General features: G+C 71.8%; 22 protein-coding genes. 10 read left to right on the forward strand and 12 right to left on the reverse strand.

Translation table 11 applies throughout. The features are described from left to right. Positions 1-77: 77 nt before the first annotated feature. Together BM424_RS16070 and BM424_RS16075 are read right to left on the reverse strand one after the other, a co-directional pair. Positions 78-644: a GNAT family N-acetyltransferase gene (locus tag BM424_RS16070; RefSeq protein ID WP_093418471.1), complete on the reverse strand. Its 567-nt coding sequence runs from the start codon at positions 642-644 to the stop codon at positions 78-80. Between the two features lie 193 nt (positions 645-837). After that, positions 838-2,133: a nickel pincer cofactor-dependent isomerase, group 22 gene (locus tag BM424_RS16075; RefSeq protein WP_139274083.1), complete on the reverse strand. Its 1,296-nt coding sequence runs from the start codon at positions 2,131-2,133 to the stop codon at positions 838-840. A gap of 96 nt (positions 2,134-2,229) precedes the next feature. Between BM424_RS16075 and BM424_RS16080 the strand changes: the two genes are divergently transcribed. Together BM424_RS16080 and ilvA are read left to right on the forward strand one after the other, a co-directional pair. Next, complete coding sequence (locus BM424_RS16080) at positions 2,230-2,625, forward strand: DUF5313 family protein (protein WP_093418477.1); 396 nt, start codon at positions 2,230-2,232, stop codon at positions 2,623-2,625. Positions 2,626-2,671: 46 nt separating this feature from the next. Beyond that, on the forward strand, positions 2,672-3,919 hold the full coding sequence (ilvA, locus tag BM424_RS16085) for a threonine ammonia-lyase IlvA (protein WP_093418480.1): 1,248 nt from the start codon (positions 2,672-2,674) through the stop codon (positions 3,917-3,919). Positions 3,920-3,972: 53 nt separating this feature from the next. Here ilvA and BM424_RS16090 read toward each other — a convergent pair whose 3' ends face one another. The 3 genes from BM424_RS16090 to BM424_RS16100 all read right to left on the reverse strand — a co-directional run bounded on the left by BM424_RS16090 (position 3,973) and on the right by BM424_RS16100 (position 7,872). Further along, positions 3,973-4,494 (reverse strand): lytic polysaccharide monooxygenase auxiliary activity family 9 protein, encoded by a 522-nt coding sequence (locus tag BM424_RS16090; protein WP_093418483.1) that lies wholly within the window; start codon positions 4,492-4,494, stop codon positions 3,973-3,975. A gap of 378 nt (positions 4,495-4,872) precedes the next feature. After that, the gene (locus tag BM424_RS16095) at positions 4,873-6,453 is read right to left on the reverse strand and encodes a phytoene desaturase family protein (protein ID WP_093418486.1); all 1,581 of its coding nucleotides are present in this window, start codon (positions 6,451-6,453) and stop codon (positions 4,873-4,875) included. An 84-nt stretch (positions 6,454-6,537) separates the two neighbouring features. Then, complete coding sequence (locus tag BM424_RS16100; RefSeq protein ID WP_139274084.1) at positions 6,538-7,872, reverse strand: MFS transporter; 1,335 nt, start codon at positions 7,870-7,872, stop codon at positions 6,538-6,540. A 72-nt stretch (positions 7,873-7,944) separates the two neighbouring features. On the opposite strand from BM424_RS16100, the gene BM424_RS28430 reads away from it, so the two are divergent. Next, positions 7,945-8,130, forward strand: a complete 186-nt coding sequence (locus BM424_RS28430) for a hypothetical protein (RefSeq protein WP_139274085.1) — start codon at positions 7,945-7,947, stop codon at positions 8,128-8,130. A 27-nt stretch (positions 8,131-8,157) separates the two neighbouring features. On the opposite strand, the gene BM424_RS16105 is transcribed toward BM424_RS28430, so the two are convergent. The 5 genes from BM424_RS16105 to BM424_RS16125 form a co-directional block, all read right to left on the reverse strand. Beyond that, positions 8,158-8,595: a hypothetical protein gene (locus BM424_RS16105; RefSeq protein WP_093418491.1), complete on the reverse strand. Its 438-nt coding sequence runs from the start codon at positions 8,593-8,595 to the stop codon at positions 8,158-8,160. A gap of 1 nt (position 8,596) precedes the next feature. Then, positions 8,597-10,093 (reverse strand): Nramp family divalent metal transporter, encoded by a 1,497-nt coding sequence (locus BM424_RS16110; protein WP_245775887.1) that lies wholly within the window; start codon positions 10,091-10,093, stop codon positions 8,597-8,599. A gap of 208 nt (positions 10,094-10,301) precedes the next feature. Then, positions 10,302-12,431, reverse strand: coding sequence for an acetate--CoA ligase family protein (locus BM424_RS16115; protein WP_093418497.1), 2,130 nt, complete (start codon positions 12,429-12,431; stop codon positions 10,302-10,304). Position 12,432: 1 nt separating this feature from the next. Then, entirely contained in the window at positions 12,433-13,659 is a 1,227-nt protein-coding gene (gene frc, locus BM424_RS16120) for a formyl-CoA transferase (RefSeq protein WP_093418500.1), read from the reverse strand. Positions 13,660-13,670: 11 nt separating this feature from the next. After that, on the reverse strand, positions 13,671-15,368 hold the full coding sequence (locus tag BM424_RS16125; protein WP_093418502.1) for a thiamine pyrophosphate-binding protein: 1,698 nt from the start codon (positions 15,366-15,368) through the stop codon (positions 13,671-13,673). 325 nt (positions 15,369-15,693) lie between these two features. On the opposite strand from BM424_RS16125, the gene BM424_RS16130 reads away from it, so the two are divergent. Further along, positions 15,694-16,854, forward strand: a complete 1,161-nt coding sequence (locus tag BM424_RS16130) for an acyl-CoA dehydrogenase family protein (RefSeq protein WP_139274086.1) — start codon at positions 15,694-15,696, stop codon at positions 16,852-16,854. A gap of 315 nt (positions 16,855-17,169) precedes the next feature. Here the strand turns inward: BM424_RS16130 and BM424_RS16135 are convergent, their stop codons facing one another. After that, positions 17,170-17,862: a GntR family transcriptional regulator gene (locus BM424_RS16135; protein WP_093418507.1), complete on the reverse strand. Its 693-nt coding sequence runs from the start codon at positions 17,860-17,862 to the stop codon at positions 17,170-17,172. A gap of 259 nt (positions 17,863-18,121) precedes the next feature. Between BM424_RS16135 and BM424_RS16140 the strand changes: the two genes are divergently transcribed. The 5 genes from BM424_RS16140 to BM424_RS16160 all read left to right on the forward strand — a co-directional run bounded on the left by BM424_RS16140 (position 18,122) and on the right by BM424_RS16160 (position 22,965). Next, on the forward strand, positions 18,122-18,904 hold the full coding sequence (locus BM424_RS16140; RefSeq protein WP_093418510.1) for a hypothetical protein: 783 nt from the start codon (positions 18,122-18,124) through the stop codon (positions 18,902-18,904). 60 nt (positions 18,905-18,964) lie between these two features. Further along, positions 18,965-20,356, forward strand: a complete 1,392-nt coding sequence (locus tag BM424_RS16145) for an amidase (RefSeq protein WP_093418512.1) — start codon at positions 18,965-18,967, stop codon at positions 20,354-20,356. Next, positions 20,353-21,342: a PHP domain-containing protein gene (locus BM424_RS16150; protein ID WP_245775888.1), complete on the forward strand. Its 990-nt coding sequence runs from the start codon at positions 20,353-20,355 to the stop codon at positions 21,340-21,342. Before BM424_RS16145 ends, BM424_RS16150 begins: the two co-directional genes overlap by 4 nt. Before the next feature lie 111 nt (positions 21,343-21,453). Then, positions 21,454-22,449 (forward strand): NsdA family TPR-like regulatory protein, encoded by a 996-nt coding sequence (locus BM424_RS16155; RefSeq protein WP_139274087.1) that lies wholly within the window; start codon positions 21,454-21,456, stop codon positions 22,447-22,449. A 27-nt stretch (positions 22,450-22,476) separates the two neighbouring features. Further along, positions 22,477-22,965, forward strand: coding sequence for a MarR family winged helix-turn-helix transcriptional regulator (locus BM424_RS16160; RefSeq protein WP_217649733.1), 489 nt, complete (start codon positions 22,477-22,479; stop codon positions 22,963-22,965). A 188-nt stretch (positions 22,966-23,153) separates the two neighbouring features. Here BM424_RS16160 and BM424_RS16165 read toward each other — a convergent pair whose 3' ends face one another. Further along, complete coding sequence (locus BM424_RS16165) at positions 23,154-25,058, reverse strand: ABC transporter ATP-binding protein (protein ID WP_217649740.1); 1,905 nt, start codon at positions 25,056-25,058, stop codon at positions 23,154-23,156. A 336-nt stretch (positions 25,059-25,394) separates the two neighbouring features. Between BM424_RS16165 and BM424_RS16170 the strand changes: the two genes are divergently transcribed. Further along, entirely contained in the window at positions 25,395-26,138 is a 744-nt protein-coding gene (locus BM424_RS16170) for a GPP34 family phosphoprotein (protein ID WP_245775889.1), read from the forward strand. Positions 26,139-26,151: the final 13 nt, after the last annotated feature.

A 26,151-nucleotide genomic window follows, 5' to 3' on the forward strand; every position in this document is an offset into this window, starting at 1 on the left:
ATCCCGAAACCGCTGTACGTGCCTGTTGCGATCACTCTTTGGCGGGGGATTTCGCCACGGACGGTGATCTTCGCCGGTCAGTCCTCGGGCGCTTCCAGACCCGGTGCGTCGGGCAGGTCGCTCTGGCGGACGCGGTGGACCTGCAGCGTCGTGTCGTAGTACTTGGCGGTCTCGCCGACCCACTCCATGCCGATGCGCCGCGCGGTGGCGATCGCGCGGGTGTTGTCCGGCCGCGCCAGCGCGAAGATCTCATCGATGTCGAAGGTGAACGCCCAGTGCAGCAGCGCGATCGCGGCCTCGGTGGCGTAGCCGTGCCCCCACTCGGCCGGGCGCAGCTGCCAGGTGAGCTCGAGGTCGTGGTCGTAGGGCGGCAGCATCCGCAGCACCAGGCCGCCGACGACCTGGGAGTCCTCGCGGCGCTGCATCGCGAAGCGGCCGGTCGGCGGCAGCAGGTTGGGCTGGGACTCGGTCCAGGAGTGCACCACGGCGCGCATCGCGGCCAGGTCGGCGACGTGGGAGGTCACCGGGGTCAGCCACTCGGTGACCTCGGGGCGGCCGTAGAGGTCCAGCGCGGCCTGCACGTCGCCGTCCTCGGTCGTCCAGTCGCGGACCACGAGCCGCTCGGTGGAGATGGGGAGTTGCATCGCCTGCCCTCGCCTTCCCCGAACCGGCCGGAACGGGTGCTGTAGGGGGAGAAGCCTCCACGGAATTCTATCCGTCCGGGGGAGGCGGCTGACACCAGTTAACAGCACCTATTGCTTCAGTGCTGACCGAAATCAATGCTCGACGAGCGCAAAAGACCCGGCCGGGACGGAGCGAGGCCCGGCCGGGCCGGGGTCAGTGCACGGGCGGCAGCTTCGGCAGCCGGCCGGTGTCGTCGAACTCCCACGGGCGGGGTTCGCCGAGGGCCGTCATGTCCGGGTGCTCGGCGACCTCCTGGGTGTAGGCCTCCGAGACCTCCACCCGCGGCATCGACAGGGTGTTGCGGACGCGCACCACCTTGGGCGGGCGCGGGCGCGGTCCCTGGGTGAGGGCGACGGCGGCGGTGATCGCGTCGTGATCGGAGCCCAGCGCCATCGGGATCCGGGCGCCGTCGGGAACGCCCGAGGTCAGCGTGTTGGTGTAGAACGAGCCGAACTCGATCTGGTCCACGCAGCCCTGCGTGGTGAAGTCGGCCAGGCCGAGCCCGCAGGCGTTGCCGTTGGTGTGCTCGGTCAGGCCCAGCACCACGATCCGCTTGATCGGGGTCGCGTGGAACTTGTCGGAGTTGACCGGGGCCCGGCCGGTGATGTTGGGGTCCATGCCGGCGCCGCTGATGTCCTTGCCGATCTCGTCGACGATCAGCACGTCGATGTCGGACATGAGCAGCTTCGGCATCAGCGACTTGGCCTCGGCCAGCAGCTCGGCCTCGCGCTCCAGCATGCCCTCGGTGGGCACGAGTTCGAGCCGGGCGAGGTCCTCGTAGGCGTTCTCCACCACGGCCAGGCCGAACTCGAACGGCAGCACTTCGAGGGCCACCGCCGCGGTCTCGGGGATCAGGGAGTCGAACCGCTCGAAGCCGTGGCGGTGCAGCGTCGCCGCGCCCTCGTGCTTGCCGAGCCCGATGGCGATCATCTTCGCCAGTCCGCTCTCGTGGGAACCCCGGAAGTCGGTGTGCGGCTTGACCCGGCCCAGCACCACGATGCCGTCGGCGTGGGCGGCCTCGGCGTCGCAGTGCACCGGGGTGCCGTCGGGCAGCTCGGTGACCACCACGGTCTCCATCGAGGCGATGACCGGGGCGCCCACGGTCTCCTCGGTGACGCCGTACTCGGCGAGCACCTGCCGCTGCCCGTCGGCGGTGCCGCCGCCGTGGCTGCCCATCGCGGGGATCACGAACGGTTTCGCCCCGTGCTCGGCCAGCGCGCCGATGAGGGCGATGACGATGCGGTCCAGCCGCGCGATGCCGCGGCTGCCGACGGTCACCGCGATCCGCTTGCCGCCGAGCGGGTGGGTGCGGGCGTGCTCGGCGACCTGCGCGCGGATCGTGCCTTCGAGGTCGTCGACGGTCGGGGCCGCGAAGCGCTGCTCGACCGGCAGCATGCGCGGCAGCGGAACGTCGGCACCGGCCAACCGAACTCTCTCAACGTTGAACATGCTCTTCTCCGGGGCTGCGGACCTGGTGTGCTCCTCACCCTGGCAGGTCGAACGGCCACGATCACCACCTGCGGGGCGCGGTTCTATGCTGGGTGGATGCTGCGCCCTGGGCCTCTTCGGTGGATCGCCTACCAGTACGGACGGCGGTTGCCCGATCGGTACCGGGACTGGGTGCTGCACGACGCGACCTGCCGGACCTGGGTGCTGCGCGTGCTGATCCGGGGGTTGCTGCAGATCGCGCCGCTGGGGGTGGTGCTGTTCCTCGGCCTGGGCGTGCTGGGCGGGGCGTGGCCGATCGCCGCGGGGGCGCTGCTGCTGGGCGTGCTGGTGGTGGCCCGGATCGTGCTGACCAGTTCGGTCGACAGCGTCGACAGCCGGCTCACGAAGTACGGCTTCCCGCCTGGTCACGGGTCCGCGGTGCGGCGGCAGCGGGACGCGGCGGCCGCCGAGCGGTACCGGGCGGTGTGGCGGAAGGACCCGCCTGAGAGCTGAACCACCCGACGGCCGCCGGATTCACCAGCGGCTTTAGTATCGACAGGTGTCCGATGAGCTCACTCCCGCCGCGATCTTCCGGGCCGGGACCCGCCTGCGCCAGGTGGTCCGGCGCACGCCGCTGGAGACCAGCAGCCGCCTGAGCGCGGAGCTGGGCGTTCCGGTTCGCCTCAAGCGCGAGGACCAGCAGGTGTGCCGGTCCTACAAGGTGCGCGGTGCCTACAACCTGATCTCCGGGCTCGACCCGGCCGAGCGCGAGCGCGGTGTGGTCTGCGCCAGCGCGGGCAATCACGCGCAGGGGCTGGCGTTCGCGTGCCGGGAGCTGCGGATCAAGGGCCGGGTGTACCTGCCGGCGAACACGCCGCGGCAGAAGCGCAAGCGCATCGCGAGCATCGGCGGGGAGTGGGTCGAGCCGATCATCGCGGGTTCGTCGTTCGACGAGGCCAGCGCGGCGTCGAAGGCGGATTCGGAGAGCACGGGCGCGGTCTACGTGCACCCGTTCGACGATCCGCGGACCATCGCCGGTCAGGGCACGGTGGGCCTGGAGATCGCCGAGCAGCACGACGGGCCGATCGACACGGTGATCGTCCCGGTGGGCGGCGGCGGGCTGCTGGCCGGGATCGTGCTGTGGCTCAAGGAGCACTTCCCGGAGATCCGCGTGGTCGGTGCCGAGCCGGCCGGTGCGGCGAGCATGCGCGCGGCGTTCGACGAGGGCGCGCCGGTGAAGCTGCCCGAGGTGGACACCTTCGTCGACGGGGCCGCGGTGGGTCGCGTGGGCGATCTGGGGTTCGAGGTGGCCCGGGAGCTGGTCGACGAGCTGGTGGCGGTGCCCGAGGGCGCGGTGTGCACCGAGATGATCGAGCTGTACCAGACCGAGGGCATCATCGCCGAGCCCGCGGGCGCGCTGGCCAGCGCGGCGTCGAAGATGCTGGAGCGCGCGCCGCGCGGTCCGGTGGTGTGCGTGGTCTCGGGCGGCAACAACGACCTGAGCCGCTACGGCGAGATCGTCGAGCGGTCGCTGCTGCACGAGGGGTTGCGGCACTACTTCCTGGTGACGTTCCCGCAGGAACCGGGGGCGCTGCGGCACTTCCTGGACGACGTGCTGGTGGACGGCCAGGACATCGTGGCCTTCGAGTACGTCAAGAAGAACAACCGGGAGACGGGTCCGGCGCTGGTGGGCATCGAGCTCGACAACGCCGATGATCTGGACGACCTGCTGACGCGGATGAAGGAGTCCCCGCTGCAGATCGAGCAGGTCTCGCCCGGGTCGCCGCTGTTCTCGTTCCTGGTCTGACAAGACTTGGGGAAGGCGGGCCCGGGATCGTCCGGGCCCGCCTTCTCGCGTTCTTACTTCTTGGCGCCGACGTTGACGTCGATGCAGGCGTAGAAGGCGTTCGCGGTGTCGGCGACGTTCCACACCGCCAGGACCTTCTGCGGGCCGCTGTAGCCGGACAGGTCGACGTTGTGCTGCAGCGTCTGCGGGGGCTGCTCGCCGCCCTGGTCGAACGAGGCGACGAGCTTGTCGCCGATGTAGTACTCCCACGTGGTGGTGGCGTGGGCGGCGGTCAGCTTCCAGTTGAAGGTGGCCTGGGTGCCGATCGGGGTGGCGGTCCAGCCCTTGGAGTCGTCGTCGAGCTCGGCGAAGCTCTCGTTGCCGCCGCTGCAGCTCTTGAGGCCCTTCGGGCCCTCGACGCTCTGCGGCTCGTAGGTGATGGACCCGCACTGGACGGTGCCTTCGGCGCACTGCGCCTGGCGGCTCGGCGGGGCGTCGATGTAGCCGTGAGCGCTGGCGGTCCCGGCGGGGATCGCGATCAGGAACGGTGCGACGGCCGCACCGACCATCGCTGCGGAGATCTTGCGCTTGGGCATGTGTCAGCTCCTTCGGGGGATTTCGCGGCAGGGTGAATCGATTCCGTGCAGCGGTGGCCGGTTCGGCGCTCCGTTGCCGGTTTTTCCTGTCGCGGAAGGGAATTCACCAATCGCTTGGTGGTCTGGACCATAATTCGGGCGCGCGGGCCGGTCAAGGACGAATCGGCTACGCGTCCATTCGCTCACCCCCGGGCGGGCGTTCTGACCTGCGATGATGATTGTTTTTGTCGTTTGGCACGAAATTTCCCAGCGGCATTCCCGTTTTTGTGGAGGATGGCATGAATTCGCCATCAGTGCTGCGAAGATCATTCTTTCGGCAGCCGAAAATGCGCCGATCGACGGCGCTTTCGGTGCGCCGTCGAATCGGGGGAGGAGCGCTCAGCGAGCGCGCTTGAGCAGCGCGGTGGCGGCCGCGTGGCCGGAGCCGCCGCCCATGCCGGGGCCCGGGTGGGTCGAGGCGCCGATGTGCCACAGGCCCGGGATCGAGGTGGCGTGGCTGCCGGCCGACGGCAGCGGGCGCCACAGGTAGTTCTGGTCGAGCTCGGTGCTGCCGCCGTAGGGATCGCCCTGGGCGGAGCCGGGGTTGTGCGCGGTGAGCTCGGGCGGGCTGATGATGTCGACGGCGCACACCAGGTCCCGCACGCCGGGAGCGTGGGCGTCGAGGCGGTCGAAGACGCGCTGGGCGTAGCCCTCGGCGAGCTCGCGGGTCCAGCCGCCGCTGGTGTCGAGCTCTCCGGCGGAGTCGCCGACGGGGTCGAACGGGAGCTCCTGCAGCTGCAACCACAACGACGCCGCGCCGGTGGGCACGCGGGTCTCGTCCAGCAGGTACTGGCGCCCGACCACCACGGTCGGGCGTCGCGGCAGCAGGCCGGCTTCGGCTTCGGCGCAGGCGATCCCGGTGCTGGCCGAGCCGTCGGTGAGGTGCACGATCGGGAAGTCGGCCAGCCGCTCGTCGCGCCACTGCAGCGGGGCGGACAGGGCGACGTGGATCTGCATCGCCGCCCGCCCGTAGCGGAACTGCGCGGCCTGGCGAGCCAGGTGCGGTTTCACCGCGCTCGGCGGCAGCAGGTGGCCGTAGAGGTCCGACGGGGCGACCGAGGCCAGCACGCCGTGGCGGGCGCGGAAGACGCGGCCGCCGGAGATGACGCCGATCGCGCGCCCGTCCTCGATCATGATCCGCTCGACCTCGGTGTCGGTGCGCACCTGCACGCCGAGGGAGTCCATGAGCTTGGCGAAGGCGGTGACGAAGTTGTCCGCGCCGCCCTCGACCACGGGCAGTCCGGCGCCGTGCAGCCCGGCCGCGAGCAGTCCGGTCATCAGTCCGCCGGAGGCGTGGTCGGGGCCGAGTCCGGCGTGCAGCAGCCAGGGGGCGAAGAGGTGGTCGACCTCGCGGCCCTGGAACTCGCGGCGGCAGAACGAGCGCCCGCTGGTGGCCAGCTGCCGCAGCCAGCCCTCGGCGCCGCGCACGCCCCCGGTGTTGATGAGCTTCGCGCCGTGCCGCAGCAGCGCCCAGGAGCGCAGTTCGCTGCCGAGGAAACCGTTGATGGCGGCCATGTTCTCGCCGATCTTGTCCAACATGGATAGATAGGCGGCGCGGTCGGCGTCGTGCTCGAACCCCTCGGCGGTGCGGACCGGGTCGCGGTGGGCGAGGCTCACCCGGCCGTCGTCGGCGACGCTGGCCGCCGCCCAGGTGTCGGTGTTGCGGTAGACCAGCCCGTGCGCGTGCAGCTGCTCGCCGAGCGAGGCGTAGGCGGGGCCGGCGAGGAACAGCGGGTGCCAGGAGGAGTAGGTGTCGTGGACGTAGCCGGGGACGGTGCGCTGCTCGGAGGCGATGAAGCCGCCGAGGCGGTCGTTGCGCTCGACCAGCAGCACCGAGCGGCCCGCGCGGGCGAGTTCGGCGGCGGCGACCATGCCGTTGATGCCGGAACCGACAACGATGACATCGAATTCGGCGCCCATCCCTGCCGACCTCCCGCGTGCCCGGCCGCGGGCACCTGATCATCACCAGAAACGGAAAGATCTTCGCATTCGCTGCTAGACCGATCAAGGCCTCGCGCTGGGCAGAGTGTGGGGAAATCCCTGGCGTCGCAGTGCCCCGCACAACGCCGCTGCCAGCAAGGACAGCACGCACGCCGACATCAGCGCCACGGCAGGGCCCCAGGTGGCCAGAACCAGCCAGCCCAGCCCGATGCCCACCACGCCGCTGACCGCCTTGGCGCTGTAGACCAGCCCGTGGACCTCCACGCTGCGCTCCTGCCCGAAGCACTCCCGGGCCAGCGCGGCGAACAGCGGGTAGAACGCCCCGCCGCCGATCCCGGCGACCACCGCCCCGGCCGCCAGCCACCCGGGGGAGCTCTGGGAGATCCCGGCCAGCAGCAGCACCTGCCCGAGCGCCTGGGCGGTGATCACCCAGCGCAGGGTGCGGCGCCGTCCCAGCCGCGCGGCGACCGGGATCGCCACCGAGCGGCCCGCGCCGTTGACCGCCACGAACAGCGCGATGGCCGCGACCGGGGACAGCGGCGCGGCCAGCAGGACCAGGAACGTCGCGTCGAACAGCGACACCGCCGCCGCGCAGAAAAGGCAGGTCGCCATCAGCGGCAGCGCGCGGGTGCGCATCGCCTCGGCGGCCGAGAACTCGCGCGCGGCGGGCGGATTCGCGCGCGCCCAGCCGCGGTGGTCGACGTGCGCGGGCCACCAGCGCGGCGGCGGGTCGGACAGCAGCAGCCCGCACCCGGCCACGCCGGCGAGCAGGACGGGGGAGAGGGCGATCAGTCCGGTCTCGACGTGGCCGGGGGCCTGCGTCGCGGCGATGACCAGCGGGGTGGCGCCGTAGGCGAAGGCGCCGGTGACCACGCCGACGCGGGCGGCGGCGTTCTCCGGGAACCACTTCTCGGCGGTGGAGGTGCAGGCGGCGTAGACCAGGCCCGCGCCGGTTCCGCCGAGCAGCCAGTAGCCGGTGGTGACGCCGAGCCCGAGGCTGAGAGCGCCTGCGGCGCACAGGATCCCGCCGAGGACGAGCATCGCGCGCGGTCCGGTGCGGGAGCGGCGCCGCAGCAGCGCGGCCGGGTAGCCCGCGCCGGCCTGCAGCACGGTCCAGCCCGCCAGTGTCCAGCACAGCGCGGCCAGGTCGTGCCCGGCGGTCAGCAGGCCCGGGATCGCGGCGCCGAAGGCGTACTGGAGGGCTCCGACCAGCAGCATCGGCAGCCAGCAGGCTCCCAGCATGACCGCGCGGGGCAGGCCCGCGAGCTCGCGCGGGCGCTCGCCGACGCGGTAGCGGCGACCGTGGTGGTCGCGGATCTCGCGTCGCGGGGTGTGCAGGCCGATCATCGGCGGGTCGTCGCGCACCGGCTCGACCTCCGTTCGGGTGTCGGTGCTCACAAGAACTTCGCCAAGCGGACACACCACCGGCATACTGTATGCAGTGCACGAGAGCGGGAGGAGGTGAGGACAATGCGGATCATCGGAACCATCCTGCGCCATTTCGAACGGATGCCGCGCGGCTACGCGGCGGACGGGCGCATGCTGGGACTGGCCACGTCCGCCGCGATCGCATCGGCTCGTCACGACGACCGGCGCGGTGGCGCGCGGCCCGAGCCGGGGCGCGACGACGAGCGGCTCGTCGGCACGCACGGCTGATCGCCGGGGGTGCCCGGTGCGCTCATGTCAGGCACCACCCCGCACTTGGGCACCACCCCGCACCAGCCGCTCCTGCACCCACACGAACCCGATCGCGAACCCGAGCCCGATCAGGGCCTGGTAGAGCAGGAACGCCCACGGCTGCGGCGGCAGCGCGAGCCCGTCGCCGACCACCAGCCGGGTGCCGACCTCCTGGGTCAGCCGCGCCAGCGGGAACGCGATCACCCAGTACAGCGCGATCGGCGCGAACGCCCCGCCGCGCAGCAGCCCGCTCAGGCGCAGCGCGCTGCAGCCGGCGCCGAAGGCCGCCAGCGGCACCGCCAGCAGCAGCCCGCCGGTGACCGCCCACGCCGCCGGCGCCCCGGCCACGAGCGCGAACAGCGCGGTGAACAGCCCGGCGACGGCGCCGATGATCAGTCCCGGCGCGGTGATCCGCGCCGCCCGATTCCGCTCCGCGGTGGTCATCTCAGCTCACGACCACGCCGAAGCGGACCAGGCTGTAGAACAGCATCCCGAGGTAGAACACCGCGCCCAGCCCGATGATCGCGTTGGACCACCACCTCGGCCGGATCGGCTTGGGCAGCATCCGGTTGTTCACCAGCAGCAGCACCACGCAGTAGGCGCCCATCGCGAAGGTGGACAGGAACGCGAGGATGTCCAGGATCGAGCTCGGGCCGTCGGCCGGGCCGAACAGCAGGATCAGGATCCCGAAGACGATCACGCCCCACAGGAACGCGGCGTAGAGCTTCGACATCCCGAAGCGCTTGGCACCGGGCACGAAGTGGTAGGTCATGTCGGCCTGGCCCCGGGAGAACGAGTCGAACAGGCCCAGCGTCGCGTTGAGCCCGATCAGCGCGATGAACCCGAGGAACACCGTGCCCAGCACCGGCGAGCCCGCCGCCGAGAACGCGTCCGACATCGCCGACAGGGCCGCCTCCCGCTCACCGGACTCGATGAGCGTCTTGACGTCCGGGTTCTCCCGCGAGGCGGCCTGGGCCAGCACCGTGAACGAGATCGTCACCAGCATCGTCACGCCCCAGAACAGCAGCAGCGCGTCGAAGGTGACCCAGCGTCGCCAGCCCTTCCACTTGGCCATCTCGGACGGGTCGTCGGTGTCGAACATGAACCCGCGCGAGGGCATGGTCTCCTCCTCGCCCGCGTGCCGGAGGCCGCGGATGCGGGGGATGTGCGAACCCATGCCGGCGCCCGAATCGCGCAGGTGCAGCGTGTACCACATCTGCTGCATGCCCGACGGTCCCGCGAAGGCGATCGCGCCGACCACCACCGGGAACCACTCCGGCGACATCGCCGCCTGCGGCAGGTACCCGAAGTGGAACATCCCGCCGATCGTGCTGGCCAGATCGCCCAGGTCGCCGACCAGCGAGGCGATGACCGCGGTGCCCACCACCAGCAGGCCGATCAGGATCGACAGCACGTTCTCCAGCAGGCTGTAGATCACCTTGGCCATCGTGAAGATGACCCCGACCAGCAGCAGACCCACGCATCCCGAGACGTACCAGGGGATTCCGGTGATCTGCTCCAGCGCCGCCGCGCCCGCCGACAGGTGACCCGGCCAGATGTAGACGGCGATGGCGGTGATGAAGAAGAACCACATGAGCGGTTTGGCCACGCGCGCCGCGCCGGAGAAGATGCTCTCGCCGGTGGCCATGGCGTAGCGCGCCATCTCCAGCATCACCACGGCCTGCAGCGTCACACCGATCAGGAACAGCCAGCGGATCTCCGGGCCGAAGATCAGCACCAGCCTGGGCCACATGTAGGACTCGCCCATGCCCACACCGAGCGCCACCAGGAACACGGTGGGGCCGAGCAGATGGATCGACGGCGGAGCGTCGGGCAGCGCGCGGATGGGCATCGGCTCCAGCCCGCCCGCGCGCCAGACCCGGCCGCCGTCCTCTAATACCGGCTCGTGATCGTCTCTCCCAGGCGCCTGCTCAGCGTCCACATCGGACCTCCTTGTCGTCTGGTCGTCCATGGGAGTGCACACCGGCCCCACCGGTCAAAAACCGCAGTTTTCGACCGGTCGAATACCGCAGTTTTTGACCCGACAAAACCTGCGGTATTCGACCCGGCGAAAACCCCGGTTTTCGTCGCGCGAATGGTGCGGTTTTCGACGCGATGAATGCTGGGGTTTTCGTCCGGGGGACCGCCGATCAGGGGAGGAGGTGGGCGGAGCGGGCCCATTGGTACTTGGCGCCCAGGACCGCGACCGGTTTCTCCGTCGTGTAGGGGAAGGCGACGATGCCGTGGTCGAACAGGTAGTCCGCGGCCTTCTCCACCTCCGTGTCGCCCGCGAGCGACACCACGATCGGCTTGTCGATCCCTTCCGCGCGGGCCTCTTCGGCGACGCGGGAAGCCAGTTCGGCGAACACCATCGGCGGGGTGACGATGGTGTGCCAGTAGCCGAGGATCAGCGAGTGGATCCGCGGGTCGCGCAGGCCGAGCCGGATGGTGGCCTCGTAGGTGCTCGGCGGCTCGCCACCGGTGATGTCGACCGGGTTGCCCGCCGCGCCGAACGGCGGGATGTAGCGGCGGAACTCCTGGTCCAGGTCCGGCGGGATGTCCATCAGCCGCAGCCCGTTGGCCACGCACGCGTCCGACAGCAGCACCCCGGAACCCCCGGCACCGGTGATGATCACGACGTTCTCGCCCTTCGGCGTCGGCAGCACCGGCAGACCCCGGGCGTACTCCAGCATCTCGTTGAGACCCGGCGCCCGGACCACGCCCGACTGGCGCAGCACGTCGTCGTAGACCTTGTCGTTGCCGGCCAGCGCCCCGGTGTGCGAGCTGGCGGCCCGCGCGCCCAGGTCGGTGCGCCCGGCCTTGAGCACCACCACCGGCTTCTTCTTGGTGATGCTGCGCGCGGCGTCGACGAACGCGCGGCCGTCCTTGAGGTCCTCCAGGTGCATCGCCACCACGTTGGTGTTGTCGTCGTGCTCGAAGAACGTCAGCAGGTCGTCCTCGTCCACATCGGACTTGTTGCCCAGCCCGACGATCGCCGACACACCCATCTTCGTGGTGCGCGAGAACCCCAGGATCGCCATCCCGATCCCGCCGCTCTGCGAGGTCAGCGCCACCCCGCCGCGCACGTCGTAGGGCGTGCAGAACGTCGCGCACAGGTTCTGCGGCGTGTAGTAGTAGCCGTAGATGTTGGGCCCCAGCAACCGGATCCCGTGCTCGCGGGCCACCGCCACGACCTCGTCCTGCAGCTCCTGGTTGCCGGTCTCGGCGAAACCCGACGGGATCAGCACCGCCGCCGAGACGCCCTTCGCGCCGCACTCCCGCAGCGCCGGGGCCACGAACTTCGCCGGCACCGCGAACACCGCCACGTCCACCGGGCCGGGCACGTCGGTGATGCTCTTGCGAGCCGGGCGCCCCATGATCTCGTCGGCCTTGGGGTTGATCGGGTGGATCTCGCCCGCGTAGCCGCCGTTGATCAGGTTCTTCATCACCGAGTTGCCGATCTTGCCCTCCTCGTTGGAGGCCCCGATCACCGCGATGCTGCTCGGCATCATCAACCGCCGCATCGACTCCAGGATCTCCTCGGTGGAGCGCCGCGGCACCGCCACCGGTTCCTCCGGGCTCAGCAGCACCCGCACGTCGGCGGCGGTGGCGCCGGTGGGCGTGGCGAACACCGGGTTGAGGTCCAGCTCGGCGATCTCCGGGAAGTCGCTGACCAGGTCCGAGACCCGCCGCAGCACCTCGGCGAGGGCGTCGGCGTCGACCGGGTCGGCGCCGCGCGCACCGCGCAGCACCTCAGCGGCGGCGATGTCGTCGAGCATCGTGCGGGCCTCGCCGGCGCTCAGCGGCGCCAGCCGGAAGGTGACGTCCTGGAGCACCTCCACCAGCACCCCGCCGAGGCCGAAGGCCACGACCTTGCCGAAGGTCGGGTCGGTGGTGGCGCCGACGATGACCTCCTGGCCGCTGACCATCTGCTGCACCTGGACCCCGGCGATGGCCGGGTTCTCGGTGTGGGCGTGGGCGTTGGCCAGGATCCGCTCGTAGCCGGCGCGCACGTCGGCCTCGCCGCGGACGTCGACCAGCACGCAGCCGGCGTCGGTCTTGTGCAGGATGTCCGGCGAGACGATCTTGAGCGCCACCGGCTCGCCGATCTCGGCGGCCAGCGCCACCGCCTCGTCGGAGCTGGTGGCCAGGCCCTCGCCGGCGGTGGGGATGCCGTAGGCGTCGCACAGCTTCTTCGCCTCGGGCGCGGTGAGCGCGGTGCGGCCGTCGGACCGGACCGCGTCGAGCACCTCCCGCACGCGGGCACCGTCGTATGCCACGTCAGATCACTCCGTTCGCCTTGAGATCGGCCAGTTCGGACTCGTCGATGCCCAGCCGGTCCCGGAAGACCTCGGCGGTGTGCTCGCCGAGCAGGGGGGAGCGCTGGACCTGAACGGGGGAGTCGGAGAGCTTGATCGGGCAGCCGACCGTCTTGAACTCGCCGCGCTCGGGGTGATCGACGCTGACGATCATGTCGTTGGCGGCCAGCGAGGCGTCCTCGATGATCTCCTTGGTCGATAGGATCGGGCCGCACGGCACGTTGTGCTCGTTGAGGGCGGCCAGCACGCTCCACTTGTCGTGCCCGAGCGTCCACTCCTCGATCATGCTGAACATCTTGTCCAGTTTGGACAGACGTGCCTCCGGGGTAGCCCAGTCCGGGTCCTCGATCAGTTCCGGACGCCCGATGAGGTTCGCGATCGGGGCCCAGCCCTGCGGCTGGACGATGACGTAGATGTAGTCGTTCTCGCCGCCGGGCTTGCAGCGCACCGCCCAGCCGGGCTGGCCGCCGCCGGAGGCGTTGCCCGAGCGCGGCACCTCGTCGCCGAACTCGGCGTTGGGGTACTCCCGCAGCGGGCCGTGCGCGAGCCGCTGCTGGTCGCGCAGCTTGACCCGGCACAGGTTGAGCACCGCGTGCTGCATCGCCACCGACACCCGCTGGCCCTCGCCGGTGCGCTCGCGCTGCAGCAGCGCGGCGAGGATCCCGGCGACGGTGTGAATGCCGGTGCCGGAGTCGCCGATCTGCGCACCGGTGGCCAGCGGCGGACCGTCCTCGAAACCGGTGGTCGACATCGACCCGCCCATGGCCTGGGCGACGACCTCGTAGGCCTTGAAGTGGGTGTAGGGGCCCTCGCCGAATCCCTTGATGGAGGCGTAGATCAGCTTCGGGTTGATCTCGCGCAGCGTCTCCCAGGTGAAGCCCATCCGGTCGACGGTGCCGGGCCCGAAGTTCTCCACCAGCACGTCGGAGTCGGCGACCAGCCGGCGGAAGATCTCCTTGCCCGCCTCGGATTTCATGTTCAGCGTGATGCTGCGCTTGTTGCAGTTGAGCATCGTGAAGTAGAGGCTGTCGGCGTCGGCGACGTCGCGCAGCTGCTTGCGGGTGATGTCGCCGGTGGGGGCTTCGAGCTTGACCACGTCGGCCCCGAGCCAGGCCAGGATCTGGGTCGCCGACGGACCCGACTGGACGTGCGTCATGTCCAGGACGCGGACACCTTCGAGTGCGCTCATGACGTCACACCTCACTTGTACATGGTCTGGTTCATCGTTCCGGGCGCGTAGACCTCGGGATCGACCCAGACGTTGATCAACGACGGCTTGCCGGACTCGCGGGCGCGCTGCAGCGCGGGGGCGATGTCGGCGGGGTCGTGGACCTCTTCGCCGTAGCCGCCGAGCATCTGCGCGAACTTGCTGTAGGAGATGTCGCCGAGGGTGTTGCCGACCCGGCCGCGGTCCTCGCCGTACTTGGCGATCTGGCCGTAGCGGATCTGGTTCATCGACGAGTTGTTGCCGACGATGCCCACGAAGGGCAGGTCGAAGCGCACCATCGTCTCGAAGTCCCAGCCGGTGAGGCTGAACGCGCCGTCACCGAACAGGCACACGACCTCCTTGTCCGGCCGGGCCTTCTTGGCGGCCATCGCGAACGGCACGCCGACGCCGAGGGTGCCCAGCGGTCCGGGGTCCATCCAGTGCCCGGGGGATTTGGGCTGGATGACCTGGCCGGAGAAGGTGACGATGTCGCCGCCGTCGCCGATGTAGATCGAGTCCTCGGTGAGGAACTCGTTGAGCTCGTGGACCAGCCGGTAGGGGTCGATGGGGGAGGCGTCGGAGTGCTGGCGCGGCAGGCGCTTCTGCAGCGCGGCGGTCTCGACCTCCCGCAGCTCCTGCACCCAGGGCTTGCGGCCGCCTGCTCCGTTGTCGAGGCGTCCGGAGGCGGCCTGGGCCACCGCGGTGAGCACGGCGTCGGCGTCGCCGACGATGCCCAGGTCGATGTCGCGGTTGCGGCCGACGGTGCGGTAGTCGAGGTCGATCTGCACGACGGTGGCCTGCGGGGACAGCCGCTTGCCGTAGCCCATCCGGAAGTCGAACGGGGTGCCCAGGATGATGATCAGGTCGGAGTTCTGGAAGGCGTAGCGGCGCGCCAGCTGGAAGTGCAGCGGGTCCGCGGGCGGGAGCGTGCCCCTCCCGGCCCCGTTGCAGAACGCGGGCACGTTCAGCTCGCGGACCAGCTTCACCGCCGAGTCGGTGGCCCGGCAGGTCCAGGTCTGGCTGCCGAGCAGGATGCAGGGCTTCTCCGCCTTGACCAGCAGATCGGCCAGCTTCTCGACGGCGTCGGGGTCGCCGGCCGAGCGGGTGGTGGCCCGGTACCCGCCCGCGCGCGGGATGCGGGCGCGATCCGCCGGGACCTTCGCGTCGAGGACGTCGCGCGGGATCTCCAGGAACGACGGGCCGGGGGAGCCGTGGTAGCACTCGCGGAAGGCCATCGAGACCATGTCGGCGGCGCGCTCGGTGTGCGGCACGGTCGCGGCGAACTTGGTGATCGGGTTCATCATGTCGACGTGCGGGAGGTCCTGCAGCGACCCCATCTTGTGCTGCGACAGGGCCCCTTGGCCGCCGATGAGCAGCATCGGGCTCTCGGCCCGGAAGGCGTTGGCCACGCCGGTGACGGCGTCGGTGGTGCCGGGGCCGGCGGTGACGACCGCGCAGCCGGGCTTGCCGGTGATGCGGGCGTGGCCGTCGGCGGCGTGGGCGGCGACCTGCTCGTGGCGGACGTCGACGACGTCGATGCCCTCGTCCACGCAGCCGTCGTAGATGTCGATGATGTGGCCGCCGCAGAGGGTGTAGATCGTGTCCACGCCTTCGGCTTTGAGCGCCTTGGCGACGAGGTGTCCGCCGGAGATCTGCTCGGGTTCGCCTGCGTTGTCGGAAGCCTGGGCCATGCGCTCATCCCCTTTGGAAGAAGGCCGCGTCTACGGTCGGCGACATACTGCATACCGTATGAGGTGCCTCTCAGGCATACCGCAGTGGAAGGCGGGTGTCCATAGGTCGAGTCGGGGGTCGAGCCCGCCGCAGAATCGTCCACTGTGGACGTGGTATTTCCGATCTGCGCTGGTCGCAGGTGGTTTTGAGGCTGACCTTCTCCGGTGGGGAGGCGGAGAAATCTTGCCCGCAAAGACGCATACTGTATACTGCGTGCACTGACATCCACGCCTGGCGCGCACGACCAGAGCGGAGATCACCAGTGACAGCTGTTGCCATCGGCGCGTGCACGGATACCCGCCCGCAGCGGGCGGGCGCACCTCGGGGTGGGACATGACGGCCCGGGGTGGTGACCCGCTCGGCCGGGTCCTGCGCACCGTCGTCGAACCCCGCGCCCGCGAGACCGACGATCAGGGCCGTTTCCCCCGCGAGACCGTCGCCGCCCTGGCGGAGGCGGGCCTGCTCGGCCTGACGCTGCCGAGCAGGTGCGGCGGAGGGGGTCGCGGCCTCGTCGAAGCCGTCGACGTGATCACCAGGCTGGCCCGCGCCTGCGGCTCCACCGCCGCGATCCTCGCCTCGCACTACACCGCCACCGCCGCGCTGCGCCGCGACGCCGGACCCGAGCTGCTGCGCGAGGTGGCCGCCGGCCGGCACCTCACGAGCCTCGCCCTCGCCGAGCCCGGCAACCCCGGCACGATCCCCACCGGCCGCGCCGACAGCGCCGGCGGGGTCACCGCGCTGACCGCCCGCAAGAACTGGGTCACCGCCGCGGGCGAAGCCGACAGCTACCTGTGGTGCGGCCGCGAGGACGACGGCGGCCTGTCGTGGTGGCTCGTGCCCTCCCAGGCGCCCGGGCTGTGCGTCCCGGCGCACGCCGACGCGGTCGGGCTCCGCGGCAGCGCCACCGCCACCCTCACCGCCGATCCCGTCCGCGTCCCCGACTCCGCCCTGCTCGGCGCGCGCGGCGGGGGAGCGGACCCGCTCGTCGAGATCGTCCTGCCCTGGCTGTGCGCGCTGCAGGCCGCGCTCGCCCTCGGCCTGATGCAGGCCGTGCTCGCCCGCGGTGTCGCGTGCGTGACCGGCCCGCAGCCGTCCTGGTCGCGCTGGCAGGACCCGCCCGCCGAACGCCCCGAGGTGCGCGCCGACCTCGCCCGGATGCGCACCAAGGTCGACACCGCGGCGCTCGCGCTCACCGACGCCGTCGGAAGTCGTTGGCACGCCGACGGACTCGAACGGCTCCTGCAGGCGCGGGCGCTCGCCGGGGAGCACGCCGTGCACGTCGCCGAACTCGGCATCAAGGTCTGCGGCCAGCACGCCTTCCGCAAGGACTACGGCGTCGAGCGGCGGTTCCGCGACGCCCACACCGCCGCCCACGGCCAGCTGCCCGCCGACCGGGCCCTCGATCACCTCGCCCGGCTGACCTGCGGACGACCGCTGCTGGGCTGAGGGCTCAGATGAGCACCTGCGGTGTTGCGTGAGCCGAACGAAGAGAAAGGGCGACCGCTCCCCACAAGCGGCCGCCCTTTGGTCCCCCTCCTGAACGGTGACGCCGGCGCCGGTGCGACGAATCCCCCATCCTCATCGAACCGGCGCCCGGCCACCCGAGCGACCGCGGAACCCAATTCAACGGACGCCCTGTGCCCCAGGCAGGCAACAGGAATGCTGCCCCATCGGGCTTTCTCGCCACTTTCACAGCGGGGAAAGCCGAGGTGATGATCGTTTACGGCCGGCTTCCGCGGTCCCGCGCGCCCGTGCGGGAGGTCAGTCGCGCTCCTCCGCGCTCTGGTCCAGATAGGTCTTGCGGGTGTGCTCGGTGTGCTCGCGCATGAGCGCGGCCGCCGTGTCGGCGTCCTTCTTGGAGATCGCGTCGATGAGCGCGGAGTGCTCGTCCCAGGCCTGCTTGCCGCGGCTCTTGGCCACCGGCGTGTGGTACCAGCGGACCCGGCGGTTGATTTGCGAGGCCAGTTCGATGAGGACCTTGTTGCCCGACAGCTCGGTGATGGTGGCGTGCAGCTCCGAGTTGGCGGCCACGACCGCGTCGATGTCGTCGGCCTTGAGGGCGGCGACACCGCGCTTGTAGATCTGCTTGAGCCCGGCCACGCCCTCCTTGGTGGCGTGCTGGGCGGCCAGCCGTGCGGACTCGGCCTCCAGCAGGGTCCGCACGCTCAGCAGCTGGTCGGCCTCCTCGGGGGTGGGGCTGTGGACGAACGCGCCGTAGCCGGGGCGCAGGTCGACCCACTCGTCCTTCTTGAGCCACTGCAGGGCCTCGCGGACGGGCTGGCGGGAGACGCCCAGCGCCTCGGCCAGCTCCTTCTCCACCAGGTGCTGGCCCGGCTTGAGCTCGCCGGTGATGATCAGTTCGAGGATGGCCTCGTAGACCGTCTCGCGCAGCGGGACCGGGCGCGCCACCTGGCGGGCGGCGAGGCCCTCGGACGGTTTCGAGGTCAGGGACATGCGGTCAGCTCCGGTTGCTCGTGGGCGATGCGGTCCACGGGCTCAGCCCGTGGCTTTAGCATACAGTATCCCGCCCCGCGTGGCCGGGAACGACGAGCGGCACCGCCGGTCGGTCCAGTGTGGACCAGGCCTTGGGCCGAACGGATGGATCACCGGTGTGGTCCTGGACACCGCCCTTCCGCCCGACTAGAACCACCGTTGCCAGGCCCGAGACCCGCGGCCTGCGGGGGATCGTCGACTCCCCACGCCGGAGGCGCCCATGAGCGTGCCCGCCCTGGTCCCGTCCGCAGCGGTGATCGTGCTGCTCGCGGCCCTGACCGCCGACCTGCTCGCCTGCTCCCGGGGCCGCGCCCCCACCCGCGCCGACCCGCTGGTGGCCGGGGCCGCACTGCTCGCCGCACCCCTGCTGGCGGGGGTGCTGGCGCTGGACTCCCCGGCGCGGGCGGGCGAGTTCCTGGCCGCCTGGGGCGCGGCGCTGGCGATGACCGTCGTGCTCGTCGTGCTGCTGGTCGTGCTCACCCACCGCCTCCCGGGCTCGCACCGCCTCGTGCCCGCCGCCGTCGGCGCCTCGGCGCTGACCCGGATCGCGCTGGCCGGCACCGGGCTCCCCGGGCTCCCGTTGCTGTCGGCGGTCTCCGGGGCGGCGGTGCTGCTGGGCGCCTGGTGGCTGTTCCGGCGAGATGACTCCGGTCTGCCCGAACCCGGGGCCGCTCGGTTCGCCGCGATCCCGGCCGCCGTCGTCCTCGGCGCCTTCGCCGCGACGGCCACCGGGGGCGACGCGGCGCCGGTGCTGTGCGCGAACCTGCTGCCGCTGCTGGGTGCCGCGCGCGTGGTGCGCACGGCGTCCCCGCGGTGCCGCCGCGCGCCGGGCGCGGCGGTGGGCGGCGCGGCCGTGCTGGTGTTCTTCGGGGTGGAAGCGCTGCTGGCCGGGCTCGCCGGGCGCGGTCCCGGCCAGGACGCCTCGGTGACCGGGCTGTCGCTGGCGATGACGCTGCTGGTGGTGGTGCTCGGCGCGATCACCGCGGTGCGCTCGGGGCGTTGACGATCACCGGACGCGAGCGCACGATGAGCTCTTCGCCGGAAACGCCGGGCTGGAGGCGCGTTGAGCACCGGAACACAGCACACGACGGGATATTTCCGCGGCCGCACCCTCGCCGAGCTGGGCGAGCGGTTGCGGGCCGACGAGATCCGCTCGGTCGACCTCGTCAAGGCCGCGCTGACCGCGATCGACGCGCTCGACGGGACGCTCAACGCCTTCGTCACCGTCGATCGCGCGGGAGCGCTGCGCGCCGCCGAGACCGCCGACGCCGAACTCGCCGACGGCCGCGATCGCGGTCCGCTGCACGGGATCCCGGTGGCGGTCAAGGACATCATCGACGTCGCCGGGCTGCGCACCACCATGGGCTCGGCGCACTTCGCCGACCACGTGTCCACACAGGACGCCGAGTGCGTGACGCGGCTGCGCGAGGCCGGGGCGATCATCGTCGGCAAGACCACCACCCAGGAGTTCGCGTTCGGGCCCACCGGCGACCGCGCCCACAACGGCGCCTCCCGGAACCCGCACGACAGCGGGCGGATGACCGGCGGCTCCAGCGGCGGCAGCGGTGCCGCGGTCGCGGCCGGGATCGTGCCGCTGGCGCTGGGCACCGACACCGGCGGCTCGGTGCGCATCCCCGCCTCGCTGTGCGGCGTCGCCGGGTTCAAGCCGGCTTTCGACGCCGTGCCCACCGGCGGGGTGTTCCCGTTGTCGCAGACCCTCGACCACGTCGGCGTGCTCGCCGGCAGCCCCGCCGACTGCCGCACCGGCTACCGGGTGCTGGCCGGGCTGCGCCCGATGCCGCGCCGCGATCCCGGATCGGAGGTGCGCGTCGGCTGGATCCCGCCGGACCTGCTGCACCCCACCGATCCCCGGGTCGCCGAGCTCGCCCGCACCGCCCTGGACAGCGACGGACTCGACGTGCGCGAGATCCGGCCCGAGGGCCTGGACGGGATGCTGCGGGCCTTCGGCGCCATCCAGTTCAGCGAGGCCCACGCCGTGCACGCCGACCGCGTCGCCGAGGCGCCGCAGCTGTTCACCGACGACGTGCTGGACCTGCTGCGCCAGGCGGGGGAGACCGCCGGGTGGCAGTACGTGCGGGCGCTGACCGACCGCGAGCGGTGGCGCGCCGAGGTCGCCGCGCTGCTCGACGAGGTCGACCTGCTGGCCATGCCCACCACCTGCGTCGCCGCACCCGAGATCGACCAGCGCCAGGTCGACATCGGCGGAACGCCGCTGCCGGTGCGCGGCTCGCTGATCGGGCTCACCCGGCCCTGGAACCTCGCCGGAGTCCCGGCGCTGTCGGTGCCCGCCGGAACCGTCGGCGGGCTCCCGGCCGGGCTGCAGCTCGTCGGCGCCCCCGGCCGGGAGGACGAGCTGTTCGCCGTGGCCGACGGCATCGGCGAGGCGCTGCAACGGTGGCGCGGCGGACCCCGAGCGGCTACCAAGGACGGGTGAGCGAGGACGCCATCGCGGCGCTGCGCGAGATCGCCTTCTGGCTGGAGCGGCAGAACGCGCCCACCTACCGGGTGCGCGCCTTCCGGCGGGCGGCCGCCGTCCTCGACGACGTCGACGACCTCGACCGGCGCGTCGAGCGCGGCACGCTCACCGACCTGGAGGGCATCGGCCGCACCACCGCCACCGTCATCGCCCAGGCCCACGGTGGCCGCACACCCGACTACCTGGCGAAAGTCCGCGACGCGGCGGAGGTTCCGGAGCACGGGGCCGAGCTGCGGGCGGCGTTGCGCGGCGACTGCCACACCCACTCCGACTGGTCCGACGGCGGCAGCCCGATCGCCGAGATGGCCACCACCGCCCGCGCGCTCGGGCACGAGTGGGTGGCGCTGACCGACCACTCGCCGCGGCTGACCGTCGCGCGGGGCCTGTCCGCCGAGCGGCTGCGCGAGCAGCTCGACGTCGTCGCGCGGCTCAACCGGTCGCTCGCCCCGTTCCGCGTCCTCACCGGCATCGAGGTCGACATCCTCGGCGACGGTTCCCTCGACCAGGACGAGGACCTGCTGGCCGAGCTCGACGTGGTGGTCGCCAGCGTCCACTCCGACCTGCGGATGGCCTCCGCGCCGATGACCCGCCGCCTGGTCACCGCCGCGAGCAACCCGCACGTCGACGTGCTCGGGCACTGCACCGGCAGGCTGATCGGCGACCGCAAGCGCCCGCAGTCCACCTTCGACGCGCGCGAGGTCTTCACCGCCTGCCGCGACCACGACGTCGCCGTGGAGATCAACTCGCGGCCGGACCGGCTCGACCCGCCCCGCGAGCTGATGCGCCTGGCCCGGGATCTGGGCTGCGAGTTCAGCATCGACTCCGACGCCCACGCCCCGGGCCAGCTCGACTGGTTGGCCTACGGCTGCGCCCGCGCCGAGGAGTGCGGCATCGGCCCCGACCGCGTCCGCAACACCCGCCAAGCCGCGGATATCACCGGGTAGAAGTCCCACTTGCGGGTCCGGTCAGCGGGCTGTCACCGTACGCCTGAGCCGCCGAAACCCCAGGTCCGGACCGGCTCCGTGAGGCAACGGCACGTGGAGAGCGAGGCGCTCATGCCGGCTACCGAACCCGCCACCCCCACCCGCTCCGGCCACGGCGGGCCGCAGAACCTCGACCGCTTCCGCGCCGACGTCGCGCGCATCATCGACGTCTACCCGCACCAGCCGGTGTTCCCGCTGTTCGTGGAGCTGCGCGAGCTGCGGGACCGGGCGCTGAAGGTGCTGGAGCGGCGGGTGCCTGCCGAGCACGCCCGCGACTGGTTCCGCACCGCCGGGCTGGCCTGCGCCGCGATGTCCACCGCCGCCTTCGACCTCGGCCACCCCACCGCCGCCGAAGCCCAGGCCCGCACCGCGTTCCAGTGCGCCGAGCAGGCCGGGGACGACGCGCTGCGCTGCTGGATCCGCGGCACCCAGAGCCTGGTGGCCTACTGGGACGACCGCGGCCGCGACGCCGTCGAACTCGCCCGCGACGGGCTGCGCTACCCGCCCGAGTCCGGCACCGCCGCGGTCCGGCTGGCCGCGATCGAGGCCCGCGCGCACGCGCGCCTGGGCGACGCCCACGCCGCCGAGCGCGCCCTGACCCGCGCCGAGCAGGCGCGCGAGGAGGTCGCCGAGGCCGACGTCCCGGGCGGGATGATGGAGTTCCCGGTCGCCAAGCAGTACGCCTACGCCTCCTCGACGGCGCTGTGGCTGGGCGGGCAGGTCGGCCTGGCCCACGCCGAGCGGGACGCGATCACCGCCATCGCCGGCTACGCCCAGGAACCGCCCGAGCGGCAGCGGGTCGGGGAGCTGTGCCTGGCGCGGCTGGACCTGGCCGAGGTGCGGCTGCGGGCGCGCGACCTCGACGGCGCCGCCGAGCAGGTCGATCTCGTGCTGGTCGCGGCCACCGCCCGGCGCACCGAGGCGGTGCTGCGGCGCCTGCGGCGGCTCGGCCGGTCGCTGGAACGCACACCCCTGCAGGCGGCGCCCGCGGCGGTGCGGCTGCGTGATCAGATCGGGTCGTTCTGCGCCGCGCGCGGCGTGTCGCCACTGGTCGGGCAGCCTCTTTGAACCTTCAACCCCTGTTACTCTCGGGGCGTGAGCGATACGCGCTGGCTGAGCGATTCCGAGCAGCGCGCCTGGCGGAAGCTGGCCGCCCTGATGACGGTGGTCCCCGCTGCGCTGGACGCGCAGCTGCAGCGCGACGCGGGTCTGACGATGTTCGGCTACTGGGTCCTGTCGATGCTGTCGGAGGCGCCCGGCCGCGAGCTGCGGATGAGCCACCTGGCGCAGCAGTCCAACGCCTCGCCGTCGCGGGTCTCGCACGTGGTGTCCCGGCTGGAGCAGCAGGGCTTCGTCGCCCGCCGCAAGGCCGAGGACGACGCCCGCGGCAGCATCGCCGAGCTCACCGAAGCGGGCCTGGCCAAGGTCGTGGCCTCCGCTCCCGGCCACGTCGGGAAGGTTCGCTCGCTGATCATCGACGGCCTCGACGCCTCCCAGGTCGCGCTCCTCGACGACCTCTGCAGCGCCCTCCTCGCCCAGGTCGACCCCGGCGGCACCCTCTCGGTCACCCCACCCGAGCACTGACGCGCCCCAGGTGCACCCCCTGCCCGTGACGTCCCTCCGGTGGGGTGCGGTGTTGGCAGGGGACAGTTTTAGCCATAATTATCCGGACATTTCGGACGTTGATCATGGGTGATTCTGGCAAAAACTGTCCCCTGGCGACGAACGTCCCCACCGCGACTCGCGGACAGGGGAGTGAGGACCGCCGACCGTCAGGCGGCTTCGTCGGAATCGGAGTCCGGGGCCGGGGCTGAGTCGGGGTTCGGGGTCGCGTCGGGGTGGTTCTGCTGGGCGAACTGGGTGCGGTAGAGCTCCGCGTAGTGGCCGTCGCGCGCCAGGAGCTCCTCGTGGGTGCCTTCCTCGGCGATGCGACCGTCGTCGATGACCAGGATGCGGTCGGCCTCGCGAATCGTGGCCAGCCGGTGGGCGATGACCAGCGCCGTGCGCCCGGACAGCGCCGTGGCCAGGGCCCGCTGGACCGCGGCCTCCGACTCCGAGTCCAGGTGGGCGGTGGCCTCGTCGAGGACCACGATCGGCGGGGCCTTGAGCAGCAGGCGGGCGATGGCCAGCCGCTGCTTCTCCCCGCCCGAGAGGCGGTGGCCCCGGTCGCCGACCACCGTGTCCAGCCCGTCGGGCAGCGCGTCGACCAGGTGCCCCAGCTGAGCCGTGCGCAGCGCCTCGGTCAGCTCCTCCTCGGAGGCGTCGGGGCGGGCGAAGGTGAGGTTCGCGCGGATCGTGTCGTGGAACAGGTGCGCGTCCTGGGTGACCACCCCGACGTGGTCGTACAGCGAGGCCAGCGACGTGTCGCGCACGTCCACCCCGCCGATGCGCACCGCACCGGAGTCCACGTCGTAGAGCCGCCCGGCCAGGTTGGTGATCGTGGTCTTGCCCGCGCCGGAGTGGCCCACCAGCGCGACGGTCTGGCCCGGCGCGGCGCGGAAGCTGATGTCGTGCAGCACCGGGTGCGCGGGGGAGTGGTCGGCGCGGGCCACCGACTCCAGCGACGCCAGCGACACCTCGCTGGAGGCCGGGTACCGGAACGACACGTGATCGAACTCCACGTCCGAGGCCCCGGCGGGCAGCTCGCGGGCGTCGGGCTTCTCGGTGATCATCGGCTTGAGGTCGAGGATCTCGAAGACCCGGTCGAAGCTCACCAGCGCCGTCATCACGTCCACGTGCACGTTCGACAGCGCCGTCAGCGGCCCGTACAGCCGGTTGAGCAGCGTCGCCAGCGCCACCAGGGTGCCCAGCTGGAACGCCCCGGCCAGCACCAGACCGCCGCCGAGCCCGTAGACCACGGCCGTGGCCAGCGCCGCCAGCAGCGTCAGCGCCACCATGAACACCCTGCTGTACATCGCCGAGATGACACCCATGTCGCGGACCCGCTCGGCGCGCGCGGCGAAGCGCTCGGACTCCTCGTCAGCGCGGCCGTAGAGCTTGGCCAGCATCGCCCCGGCCACCCCGAAGCGCTCGGTCATCAGCGAGCTCATCTCCGCGTCGAGCTTCATCTGCTCGCGGGTGATGCGCTGCAACCGGCGGCCCACCCAGCGCACCGGCAGCAGGAACAGCGGCAGCAGCACCAGCGCGATCACCGTGATCTGCCAGGACAGCGTGAACATGGTCGCCAGCACCAGCACCAGGCTCAGCACGTTGGACACCACCGACGACAGCGTCGAGGTCAGGGCGCGCTGCGCGCCGATCACGTCGTTGTTCAGGCGGCTGACCAGCGCCCCGGTCTGGGCGCGGACGAAGAACGCCACCGGCATCCGCTGCACGTGGTCGAAGACCTCGCGGCGCAGGTCGTAGATCAGCCCCTCGCCGAGACGCGCGGAGTACCAGCGCTGGGCCAGGCTCATCGCCGCCTCCAGCACCGCCACCCCGGCCACCGCCAGCGCCAGCCACACCACCAGCGAGAAGTTCCGCGGCACGATGCCGTCGTCGATGATGGCCTTGAACAGCAGCGGGTTGACCACGCCGAGCGCGGCGGCCAGCGCGACCAGCACCAGGAACGGCACGATGTCGCGCAGGTAGGGGCGCGCGTACCCGCCGATGCGGCGTAACAGGCCGGCGGACAGGCGTTGCCGGGTGACGGACTTGTCGCTCGCGAACGAGCGCATCGTCGACCAGTTGGCGTTCACGTGGAGGTCCTTCGTGACGTGGTGGTGTCGTTCGGGTGCGTCCATCCTCGAACTTCGACACAGGTGGAAGTCAACGAGGCTCCCGGTTGTTCCCGCGCGGACCGCTCCGGTGCAGGCCACAGGCCGGTAAACGGACGGTTAGCCACCACAACGATTCGGCCACAGCCGGTGTTCGGCCGATGCGCGATCCGGCGTTGATCTTGAACGATAGGTGTGCACCACGCGCGGTGCCCGCCCGGACACCTTCCGGAGCGACCCGAGGGCTTCCAGGGCGACCCGGGGGACGGCACTGCCGCGGCGAACACGTTCTGGCTGGTGAAGGAGAGCGACCACGTGTTGAAGGGCGTGGCCAGGAGTGGCCGGAACGTTCCCGAGCTGGACGGCTCGCGGCTGCCGCTGCGCGTCGCGGACCGGTTCTTCCTGGCCGCCCACAGCGGCGAGAACCGCATCTCCCCGCGCATCGACACCGACCTGCTCGCCCTCGGGTGCGCGGGCGGTTTGCTGGCCGAGCTGATCGTGGAGGAGGAGATCGCCCTCACCCCCGACGTGCGGCCCAGCGGCAACGGGCGCTGCCCGGACTTCCTGTCCTGGACCGTGCTGCGCGAGGTCCGCCGCGAAGCCGGCCACGACCTGCGCACCTGGCTGGAGCACCTCGCCCAGACCTCGGTGGAGAAGGTCCGCAGCCGGCTGGTGCTGGTCGACGTGCTGCGCGAGGTCCCCATCTCCGGTGGGCTGCGCGGGGGAGCGGCCGCCGCCTGGCGCCTCGCCGACGCCCGGCGCGAGACCCCCACCGCCGAGCTGGAGCAGCTGTTCACCGGCACCGACGCCGCCACCGGCAACGGCGTGATCACCGTGCCCGAGCGGCTCACCGAGATCACCTTCGCGCTGCTGGCCCGCGAGACCGGGGTGCTGCGCCACCTGCGCTTCAGCAAGAACGCGCTGCGGCAGGGGGAGTTCCGGATGGACTCGTGGGAGTCGCTGCTGCCGGGAACCCTGCGCAGCCTGCTCCACGAGATCGGCGCGGCCCGCGGCGCGTCGGCCATCACGCCGCGGCACTGAACCCCCCGGCACT

Source organism: Saccharopolyspora flava (assembly GCF_900116135.1).
GTDB classification, from domain to species: Bacteria; Actinomycetota; Actinomycetes; order Mycobacteriales; family Pseudonocardiaceae; genus Saccharopolyspora; species Saccharopolyspora flava.